General features: G+C 44.2%; 4 protein-coding genes. 2 read left to right on the top strand and 2 right to left on the bottom strand.

Features of this window, described 5'->3' with window-relative positions; genetic code table 11:
• Nucleotides 1–217: 217 nt before the first annotated feature.
• Nucleotides 218–1,126, bottom strand: coding sequence for an ImmA/IrrE family metallo-endopeptidase (locus tag QUA38_RS23810; protein WP_333166249.1), 909 nt, complete (start codon nucleotides 1,124–1,126; stop codon nucleotides 218–220).
• Between the two features lie 376 nt (nucleotides 1,127–1,502).
• The gene (locus QUA38_RS23805) at nucleotides 1,503–4,034 is read right to left on the bottom strand and encodes a VWA domain-containing protein (protein WP_333166247.1); all 2,532 of its coding nucleotides are present in this window, start codon (nucleotides 4,032–4,034) and stop codon (nucleotides 1,503–1,505) included.
• Between the two features lie 213 nt (nucleotides 4,035–4,247).
• Between QUA38_RS23805 and QUA38_RS23800 the strand changes: the two genes are divergently transcribed.
• Complete coding sequence (locus tag QUA38_RS23800) at nucleotides 4,248–5,234, top strand: AEC family transporter (RefSeq protein ID WP_333166245.1); 987 nt, start codon at nucleotides 4,248–4,250, stop codon at nucleotides 5,232–5,234.
• 169 nt (nucleotides 5,235–5,403) lie between these two features.
• Nucleotides 5,404–10,845, top strand: a complete 5,442-nt coding sequence (locus QUA38_RS23795; RefSeq protein WP_333166242.1) for an AAA family ATPase — start codon at nucleotides 5,404–5,406, stop codon at nucleotides 10,843–10,845.
• The last annotated feature ends 329 nt before the right edge of the window (nucleotides 10,846–11,174 follow it).

The raw sequence follows: 11,174 nt of genomic DNA, 5'->3' as shown, positions 1-11,174 counted from the left end.
ACATATATTTGGCTGCCCAATGAATTTTTTATGCCTCAGTTTCTAACTGAGCCAGCTTTTCTTAGTCTAAACTCCAGAAATTTATATTGTGCAGTCTCTAGGATATTAACTTGCTCAGAACTAGCATCAAATAATTGAAGAGTATTATCGAATAGCTGGAAGGTAGCAAGCTTTTTGATGATGTCATTATCGATGCAATAGATACAAGCAGACAAAGCTATTCTTCTAAAATCTGGTCTAAGTAATCAGCATTATCATCACTTAATTCCTCCCAATTTAGATGCTGCTCTAAAAATTGGTTAATAGTTTTGTGTCCTTCTTTAGCAGAATCGATTAAATTTACACATCCCATAGACAATGCAAAATAATCTTTATTGTACCAGCCATAATTTAAAGCTAATGCAGATGGATCAATAGTTGAGTCACTTTGAAGAAGTTGAGTAATTTTATTCTTTAGGTCTTTTGCATTCTTAAATTTTTTCTTGCCGACGGAGTTGTCAAAACTGTTGACTAGCAGTTTAACTGCAAACTGATTGCTATCTTTTTCTTCTCGATCATTACAGTCTTGCTTAATATCATCATCAATCAAAATACCTTCTTGAATATGACCAAGGGCAAGATGACCCAGTTCATGGGCAAGATCAAATGCTAGACATACGGATTGTGTCTTACCACTACTCAAGACAATCACGGGATGATCGGCTTGCCATTGGATCATGCCTCTAATTTTGCGGGTATTTTGAGGGTAATTCTTAAAATAGACAACAGCGATACCATGTTCCCAACAGTAATCGAGTAAGCTGTATAAAGTGACTTGAGGATATTTGGCAACTATCTCTGAACGAACTTGATGAGGATTGGATGGGATGGGCTGAAATTCGATCTTTATAGTATTAGCTACGACTTCCGCAACCCGTGAGGCAAGTTGAGGGGCAACATCAGGTACGTCTGCTTTATCCTGTTGATGGTACTTGAACTTGGTATGAAGTAAGGGCTTAAACTGAGGCTTCTGATTCTCGGCTAAAAGACTCTTGAGGTCTAGGTGCAGACGTTGGGCAATATGACCAGCACCCTCTAGGACGGCGACGGGTTTATTGTCTAGTTCTTCATTCCACCAACTGGGCAAACCTTTTTCTCGAACGAAACGTTTTGAGAAACCGATCGCCGAGAGTTTTTATAGAGAACAGACATTGATAATGTTTGTGTCATTGGTTTGCCCTCCGTATGAGAATTCGCATAATATCATTGTAACCTAATTGCAGAGAATTTGGCTACTAGATTTTTTATAGAGCATTGTTATCTATCTTACCACAGGATAAACTTTCGCAAAAGTAACACGAAAGGAAAGTTACAAACCCGAACGATTCCGATCGCTCTTTTCGTCTTGGCAACCTAACACTTGTCCCATCTACCTATTTCCTAGTCGCCACCGCTGCGCCTTTGCGGTTTATTTCAATCACCCATATTTGAGGAAGGTGGGCAAATAATGCCCACCCTAATTGCTACTTCCCTACCGTGAAATACTCATTCTTAGCATACACGCTAATAATGCAGTCTCCCACTTCAAAAAAAATCCCCTCTTGCTCATCTTTAGAAAATTGCAAGTTGCCGTATTTAGAATTAATTTCCTCAGCAGTCGCCGCTTTTGCCTCCATTTCATCCGGGATAAGTCCGGTAGAACCGATATAGAAAACCAGCGGTGAAACTTTTTCTCTGTACACTTTTTCAGCGTAAGCTTCCAGTCGCTCATTGGCATTAGCTAAAGCAGCGACAAATTCGTCTCGCTTGACATCTTTTCCCTGCCATTTGGCTTGCAAAAGGCGCAGCAAACTATCTGCACCCACTTTGGCTAAAGTAGCGCTAACAATTCCGTTATCCTCCAACCCCAAAAACTCATCAAAAATCAGTTTCATCAAGTCGTCAACTTTGGTGATTTTTGTTCGGGATGACAGCGTTTTGTGTGCGAAGACAACAGGCTCATCTAAGGTGATGTCAAATGTCGGTTTTGCTAGCTTTTCGCCCGTGTTTTTGTGGTAAGCCTCATAAAGGCGATCGAGAAATTTGTTGGCAGAGTGCAATTTGCCGAAGTTAAGGATATTTCTGCTGCCGATGTCGATTTTGTAGCTGACTCGCGAATCTACTGAACCCTTGGCGATCGCACTTTTTAAATCTGTGTATTCCGTCGTCGTCGGAAAGTTGATGTAAAGGTTTTTTGACAGATAATGCTGTTTCAATTCTTCCAATTGTTCTGCGGTATAAGCCTCGGATTCCTCCTTCAAATGAGCCGAGAGAATGCTGGAGAGAATTTTGATTTCTGCGAGTTCCTCAAACACTCCGTCCAGGCTGCCGTAACGCCCGTCAAAAGGCACTAGGGGCAAAGTCTCTAACTTAATATCGTACTCTGAACGGAAGTCAAATTCTTGCACGGGCGAACCGTCTTTTTCAAGGACACCGCATTTTTTGAGCAAATCAAACACTGGTTTGCTGCTGATTTTGGTTCGCAGCGACTTAATATTAACTTCGCCGTCGCTGACAATGGTATAATTGTTGAAAGTATTGAGGTCTGTAACTAGAATTCCCGCCACTTCTGCGATTAAAGTTTCATCCTCAACTTTTACCAGCTTAGCTTTTCGGGTAATCAGCATATTGATGGTAGCGGTATTTTGATTGATGGCAAATGAACCCATTTGCACGTATTCGCCACCATCCAAGAATTCTGTTTTCAGCCAAGGCTTGACAAGGTTGCCGTTTTCGTCTCGCTTTCCCTCAATTCGCTTCAAACCTTTTCGCTGATAATTTTCTTGCAAGTGTTTCAAGTTGATGATGATGCTGTTGCTGTTTTCCTCCAATATCTCGATCAACTCCAGCAGGGAAATTTTAGCGCTAACTTTTACCCGATCGCCAATTTCATGATTTTTCAACACCTCAGGCGCAAAAACAGCCTGTTCCAAATCTTCCGTAAACTCAGCTATTTGGGCATTTGTCAAAGCTTTCGCGTGTTTTTCCGTCAAAGTAGCGTCGAAGGTGCTCGCCAGCGCATACTTAGCCGTATTTAAATTGCCGTCAGCGAGGTTAGCTTTCGCAAAAGCAAACACCGACTCATCAGTTTGAGCAACGGGAACATCTAGTTTGTCATACTCATCTTTGGCGACTTTCTGATATTTGTAAAACAGTCCGCGATCGTCTGCTTTCAGCCCGCAGATTTTCAGCGTGCTCGATGAACCGTTGATTTTCTTGCCGCTTTTGGAAACAAAAACTTGATAATCATATTCCTTAATTAACGGTTCTTCCAGCGCAGGTGCAACGGAACTACCTAACAGTTTTGTGCTGTCGTAAAGAGCATCATAAACCATTTTGACTTCGCCAGCGCGGATGCAATTTCCCGATAATGTGTTGGCGATTTTGGAGAGAAGTTTGAAGTCAGCACAGGCATAGGATATCGTGTTGGCAAACACATCCATGTCTTTGAGTTCTTCACAAATTTCCCCCAGTTTTGCAGCTTCCGAATTGGCACTGGGGTCATTTGCATAGCCGTCTGTGTGCAAATTGATCGCTGTCATTTCTCCCGCTTTAACCAGAGATTTAGCGAGTTGCATCGACTGCGATATGCAGGTAGAGCCAGCCGTGTGGATTTTTTGAATTTCTTTGATGTATGGAGAGTCAAGCTTCAGCACTTCTTGAATGGGAATTCGCTGGAAATGACAAATTACGTCCCCATTGCCAGCATAGGAAATCAGGCTGACAATTAGCTGGTAATTGTTGTACTCGTCTAAGGTCAAAAGCTTGATTAGGGTTTCTTTCAGCGGTTTTAAGTCATAATACATTGAGCCGGAACGGTCGATGATGATGATGCTGTGAGCGACGGATTTTTCTGGGGTATCGCCGGGCTTTCTTTCTAAATTAATGCGATCGACTAGATAGAAAGCCTTTGCGTTTCCGGCAAAATTGTAGAGGGTAAACTTGGTGCGAGTATTGGAGGCTGCTTGGCTGCTGGAACTTTTGACTTGAGATGATTGTTTTGCTTGCCGTGCCATAGTTTTGACCTATGTTGATTTTTTCCTCAACTCAATCATGACACGCGCTTCTGTGGATGTCAAGGCCTGTGTGGAAAATTATCTGCGAAGCTGAATAAGCATTAATATTTAGCGCTGCGGTGCCAGGGAAAACTGTGGCGCTAGGCTAAAGGTGGGCTGTTTTGTCAAAAGTAATGGATCTGCGTAAGGCGTTTAGTAAATATTTAGTCAATCATGGTTTATTTAGAAAATCCGCTGCTCAAACTTTATCTAAATCTGATCGGATGGGTGGCGTTGGGATTTTTTATCGGCCGCCTGCTACCGAGAAGCTATTCTACATATTTAGCCAAGTTTCTTTTCTTCTTTGGCACTCCATTGAGCATTGTTGCTTTTATCCGCAGCGCCAATTTGTCGGGCGCTATTTGGATGGCGCCGCTGATAGCTTGGGCGGCCATTTTAGCAGGTGGAGGACTCGCTGGGATTTTGATAATTTTCGGTGTCGGCGACGAACGTTTCAAGACTCTTAATCCGATCGCCCAAAATAGCCCGGAACACACCACCGCTTGGAGTTTGCCCACTCAAGGTAGCTTCTTATTGGCAACGATGGTGGGTAATACGGGTTTTTTAGGCATTCCCGTCACCTTGTCCTTATTAGGTTCGGAACACTTTGCCTGGGCGTTGTTTTACGACTTGCTAGGCACTACGATGGGAATCAATATACTGGGAGTTGCTATTGCTTCTCACTGCGGTAAAAGCGATCGCCCTCAGAGTTGGTTAGGTCCGGTGCGGGCAATTTTTCTGAATCCGGCACTGTGGGCTTTTGGTTTAGGATTTGTCTCGCGCAGCTTGCCGCTGTCGGCACAAATCGCAGAATTGTTAACAACAGGCGCTTGGACTGTAATTACTTTAGCTTTAATTACGATCGGGATGCAGTTGAGCAAGTTGAATTCCTTACACAACCTCAAACAAGTTTTGGCTTGTCTGGCGATTAAAATGCTGTTAGTTCCCTTGGTAATTGGCACGGGATTAACGTTTTTTGGGATTGCGGGCGCGCCGCGACTTGTGCTAGTGCTGCAAATGGCAATGCCTCCTGCTTTTGGTACTACATTGCTGGCAGAAGCTTTCAATCTCGATCGCGAATTAGCCGTAAGTGCGATCGGCCTCGGCTGCGTTAGTTTATTATTCACTATTCCCATATGGATGAGGCTATTTAATTTTTAATAAAAATAGGAATTGCTCAGTTTTTAAACTGCCTTACTTCAGTGATACCCATCACAAACATTGAGCGATATATGTCATCTTGATTTAAAATAACAATCACGGGACTTGGAAACTGTATTGGCTTCTGCTAATGTGGAAATAGCCCGCTGGGGACGGGAAGAATAAAAGTATGGCAAGTATAAATTTTACATTGACAGGTTATCAAATTCTCGATCGCCTTTACTCAGGAACTCGCACCCTAGTTTATCGAGCTTTCCGCACTGGCGACAAACAGCCCGTAGCCATCAAAGTCTTGCGGAACGAGTATCCCAGCTTCAGCGAACTGGTGCAATTTCGCAATCAGTACACGATCGCCAAAAACCTCAACTTGCCCGGAATCATCGAAACCTACAGCTTGGAAACCTACCACAACAGCTATGCGCTGGTAATGGAAGACTTTGGGGGAATTTCTCTGAATGAATGGATGGAACAAGGGGAAACAGCCCCGACTCTGAGCGAGTTTTTGCAAGTAGCGATCGACCTGAGCAATACATTAGATATACTCTACCGCCACCGGATAATTCACAAAGACATTAAACCAGCCAATATTTTAATTAATCCGCAAACAAAACAAGTCAAACTCATTGACTTTAGTATTGCATCTTTGCTGCCAAGGGAAACTCAAACCCTGATGAATCCTAACGTGCTGGAAGGGACACTCGGCTATTTGTCTCCCGAACAAACGGGAAGGATGAATCGGGGGATTGACTACCGGACAGACTTTTACTCTTTGGGCGTGACTTTTTACGGATTGCTGGCGGGACAATTGCCGTTTCAATCCAACGATGCGATGGAATTGGTACACTGTCATATTGCCAAACAACCGCTATCACTGCATGAAATAAATCCCGCAATCCCGCCGGTACTCTCGGAGATTGTCAGCAAATTAATGGCAAAGAATGCCGAAGACCGCTATCAGAGTGCGTTGGGACTGAAATTCGATTTAGAATTTTGTTTGAAGCAACTTGAAGAAAACGGTAGGATAGAGAGTTTTACGATCGCGCAGAGGGATGTGGGCGATCGCTTCCTCATACCCGAAAAACTCTACGGTCGCGAAACCGAAGTGGCCGAATTACTGGCAGCATTCGATCGAGTAGCAGGTTTTTCCCAGCAGGAATCAGAAAAGGGTGGAGGCTGTGAGTTAATGTTAGTTGCGGGTTTTTCTGGGATTGGCAAAACTGCAATTGTCAATGAAGTTCACAAACCAATTGCCCGTCAGCGCGGCTATTTCATCAAAGGCAAATTCGACCAATTTAACCGCAACATTCCTTTCTCAGCTTTTGTCCAAGCATTTCGAGATTTAATGGGACAATTGTTGAGCGCCAGTGACCAGCAGTTGCAAAACTGGCAAACTCAAATATTGCAAGCAGTGGGCGATAACGGACAAGTCATTATTGAAGTAATTCCCGAACTAGAAAAAATTATTGGCCCACAACCGCCCGCACTAGAATTATCAGGAACTGCGGCCCAAAATCGGTTTGATTTGCTGTTTCAAAACTTTATTCACGTGTTCACAAAACCAGAACATCCCCTGGTGATGTTTTTGGATGACTTGCAGTGGGCTGATTCTGCCTCGCTGCGGTTAATGCAACTGCTGGTTGCCGAGTCAGCAAGCGGCTATTTATTAGTAATTGGTGCCTACCGAGATAATGAAGTATTTGCAGCACATCCGTTGATGCTGACACTGGATGCAATGGCAAAAGCTGGGGCGACGGTGAATACTCTGACGCTGGAACCGTTGAGTTCCGAAAGTCTAAATCATTTGGTTGCTGATACGCTCAATTGCGATCGATCTTGGGCAAGACCTTTGGCTGATTTGGCGGCACAAAAAACCCAAGGAAATCCCTTTTTTGCAACGCAGTTTCTCAAAGCACTGCATCAGGATGGGCTGATTGAGTTTGACCGGGTTGCTGGTTATTGGCAGTGCGATATTGTGCGAGTTCGGGAGGCAGCGCTGACGGATGATGTGGTCGAGTTTATGGCGTTGCAGTTGCAAAAATTGCCGCCAGGGACTCAAAATGTTTTGAAGTTGGCTGCTTGTGTGGGGAATCAGTTTGATTTGGGGACTTTGGCAGTTGTCTCCCAGCAATTGGAAACGGAAACGGCGGCGGATTTGTGGAAGGCTTTGCAAGAGGGGTTAATCTTGCCTGAAAGTGAAGTCTACAAGTTTTATATGGGGCGAGAAAGACGGGAGGAAACACAAAATTCGGAGGTGGTGAATTACAAGTTTTTGCACGATCGCGTTCAGCAAGCTGCCTATTCTTTAATTCCCGAACAAGAGCGATCGCTTGCTCACTATCAGATTGGACAATTGCTGATCCAGCAAATTTCACCTGCAGCTATAGAAGAGCAAATTTTTTCAGTCGTCAATCAGTTGAATTATGGTATTGCGCTGATTGAAGACCAAACAGAACGCGATGAATTGGCACAACTAAACCTCACGGCTTGCCGCAAAGCCAGAGGCGCTACTGCTTATCAAGCTGCTCGCGAGTATGCTGCGATCGGGCTAAATTTGCTTGGAGATAGCGCTTGGCAACGGCAGTACGAGATGACCTTGAATTTACACGAAATAGCCGCCGAAGTGGCTTCACTCTGTGGTGAATTTGACCAGATGAATCAGTGGATTGACACTGTGATTCATCATACCAGAACTCCCCTAGAGCGAGTGAGCGTTTACATCGTCAGAATTCAGGCATTATCGTCCCAGAACAAGTTTTTAGAAGGAATTGCTATCGGTTTGTTGAGTCTCAAAGAATTAAAAGTAGAATTGCCCGATAGCCCTACATCAGAAGATATTCAGCAAGCAGTGCAGGAAATTAATAGCTCGATCGGCGATCGACCTATTGAAGAGTTATTTGAGCTGCCAGCGATGGTGGATGCCCAAAAACTGGCCACGATGCAAGTGGCGGCAAGTATTGCGACAGCTTGTTATCTGGCTGGTTCGTCTTTGTTTGCGCTGGTGACTGCCTTACAGGTAAATTTATCTATCCAATATGGCAACAGTCGTACTTCAGCTTATAGCTATAGCTGCTACGGGATGTTTCTCAACAACTTTCTACAAGATGTGACGGTAGCCGATCAATTTTGCCGATTAGCTTATCGTCTTGGCAGTAGGGCGGAGGCCAAAAATATTCGCCCTGCAACTTTTGCTGCGATCGGACTCTGTTTGTACCATCGCAAATCGCATTTGCGGGAAACCCTCCCCATTTTTCAGGCAGGCTATCAAGCGGCATTAGAAACAGGAAATTTAGAGTTTGTCGGGTTTAATGGGCATGGATTTTGTCTACATTCCTACTGGTGCGGTCAACCTTTAGCAGACCTCGATCCCCTAATTAGGGCATACCGTCAGCAATTACTCGACCTCAACCAACTAACGACGGCAAATTATTGTTCGATTTATTGGGAAACAACGCTGTTTTTATTGGGTAATCCAAACAAGTTTGAGATTTCCTTTGAAGAGGAACGCTATGAGGAGAAGCTGGTTTCTCAGTCGCTTGCCACTAATGATTTGTACCGACTCTGCAGCTTCTATCTGTACAGGGCGACCTTGAGATTCCTGCTGGGAGACATTGCTCGGGCCTCGGTAGATGTCGATCGAGCAAGACAGTATCTAGCGGGAAGCGTAGGAATTACTTCCGAAGCTGGTTTATATTTCTATGACTCACTCATAGCCCTGGCCACTCCTGAATCCGAGGCTGAGTTAGAAACGCAGTGGCAACGAGTTCAGGAAAATCAAATTTCGTTGCAGTATTGGGCAGAACACGCCCCCATGAATTATTTGCATAAGTGGCAGTTGGTAGAAGCAGAGAAATACCGAGTTGCCAGACAGAGGGCAGAAGCTATTGAAATGTACGATCGTGCGATCGTCGGAGCTAAAGAAAACGAATACATCCAAGAAGAAGCTCTCGCTAACGAACTAGCAGCTAAATTCTACCTCGACTGGGGCAAAGAAAAAGTGGCGCAAGCTTATATGCAAGAAGCCTACTATTGTTATGCTCGCTGGGGTGCGAAAGCCAAAATCGATGACTTAGAAAAACGCTATCCCCAACTTCTTGCTCCCATATTGCAGGCAAGAGAAAATCGTTTTGTAATCCCCCAAGCCCGCCTCCACCCAATCAATAAGTCGTCTATTTTACCTCGATTCCAAACACTTCTATCGAGCAGCAACAATATTTACGAAACCCTCGATTTCGCGGCTATTCTCAAAGCCTCCCAAACTCTATCGAGTGAAATTAAATTAGAAAAATTGCTGGCTGGCCTGATGTCTGTGGTGATGGAAAATGCCGGGGCGAAAAAAGCAGTTCTGCTGTTGCTTAAGGATGGGAATCTCGCCATCGAAGCTGTAGCCTCCTTCAATCAAGATGTCATCTCAATATCTGTACCGCTGTCAGCCAGCAACGAGTTTCCCTCTGCTGTGGTCAACTATGTTAAGCGGACTTGGAAAACTGTCGTTTTGGATAATGCAGCAGTACAAAACGATTTTATTGCCGATCCGTATTTGATGCAGGAAAAGCCCAAAAGTGTGCTGTGTACACCAATTTTAAATCAAGGTAAATTAATCGGGTTGCTATATCTAGAAAATAACTTGACAATTGGTGCATTTACAGAAGATCGCACTGAAGTCATCCAACTTTTGTGCGCCCAAGCGGCTATCTCTATAGAAAATGCTCGATTGTACCAACAATCTCAAGCTTATGCACAAGAATTAGAGCGATCGCTCCTTGATTTGCAGCAAGCACAGTTACAGATTGTCCAAAGCGAAAAAATGTCCGCCTTGGGCAATCTCGTCACAGGAATAGCCCACGAAATCAATAATCCTGTCGGCTTTATTAACGGCAATATTGAGGAAGCAATGACCACGATCAAAGATCTGATTGGCCACTTAAAATTATATCAAGAAAAACTGCCCGATCCCGGCGATGAAATTGAAGAAGATGCTGAGGATATAGATTTAGAGTATGCCTTAGAAGATTTGCCAAAGATGCTGTTGTCGATGAAAGTGGGGTGCGATCGCATTCGCGGCATTAGCACCAGCCTCCGCACCTTCTCCAGGGCCGATAAAGACTACAAAGTTCCCTTTAATATCCATGAGGGCATTGACAGCACCATCTTGATCTTGAAACATCGGCTGAAAGCCAACGAACACCATCCTGCGATCGAAGTCGTCACAGACTACGGCAATCTCCCCCCCATCCAATGCTTTCCCGGTCAACTGAACCAAGTCTTTATGAACCTGCTTGCTAACGCGATCGATGCCCTCGAAGAATCAAACCAAAGACGCAGTTTCGAGGCTCTTAAAGCAAATCCACACTGTATCACAGTTCGTACCAGTAAGTCGGGCGATCGGCACATCAAAATTCAGATTGCCGATAACGGTGCGGGCATGACAGAATCAGTGAAACAGCGGATTTTTGACCATCTGTTCACAACAAAGGCAGTAGGAAAAGGCACTGGGTTAGGATTGGCGATCGCCCGCCAGATTGTAGTCGAAACCCACGGCGGAACAATTAATGTGAATTCTACTTTGGGGGGAGGGAGTGAATTTGAGATAGTGTTACCTATTAGCGAATAAAAGTAGAAGACATCCGTCGTACCATTTTAGATTCTAGATTTTAGATTGAAGAATTGGGAAGGACAGATGACCTACTGATTTGGAGCTAACCTACAGTTGCATTTTTTTTAAAGTGGTATCTGAAGTAAAAGTTTGAGGAGGAGCAAGAAGGAAAAAGGTTATTCATTTTTTCTTCTTGCTCATTTCGTTTGTTTAGTTTGAATTCCTTGAGTACGCTCGACTAATTTCTATTTGAAAAAATCCAGAATAACTAAATTAGATTGCCGATCGAGCATTATACCAGCCCCGATCGCAACTGCAGACACGAGCAAAACTTCCAGCGCCCCTTC

Source organism: Microcoleus sp. Pol12B4 (genome assembly GCF_036701385.1).
GTDB lineage: Bacteria > Cyanobacteriota > Cyanobacteriia > Cyanobacteriales > Microcoleaceae > Microcoleus.
Note: the sequence above shows the minus strand (reverse complement) of the source record. Positions and strands in the feature narration are given on the sequence as shown.

Coding starts and splice junctions, on each gene's coding strand:
- QUA38_RS23805 (WP_333166247.1), bottom strand. CDS start 4,034: ATGGCACGGCAAGCAAAACAATCATCTCAAGTCAAAAGTTCCAGCAGC.
- QUA38_RS23800 (WP_333166245.1), top strand. CDS start 4,248: ATGGTTTATTTAGAAAATCCGCTGCTCAAACTTTATCTAAATCTGATC.
- QUA38_RS23795 (WP_333166242.1), top strand. CDS start 5,404: ATGGCAAGTATAAATTTTACATTGACAGGTTATCAAATTCTCGATCGC.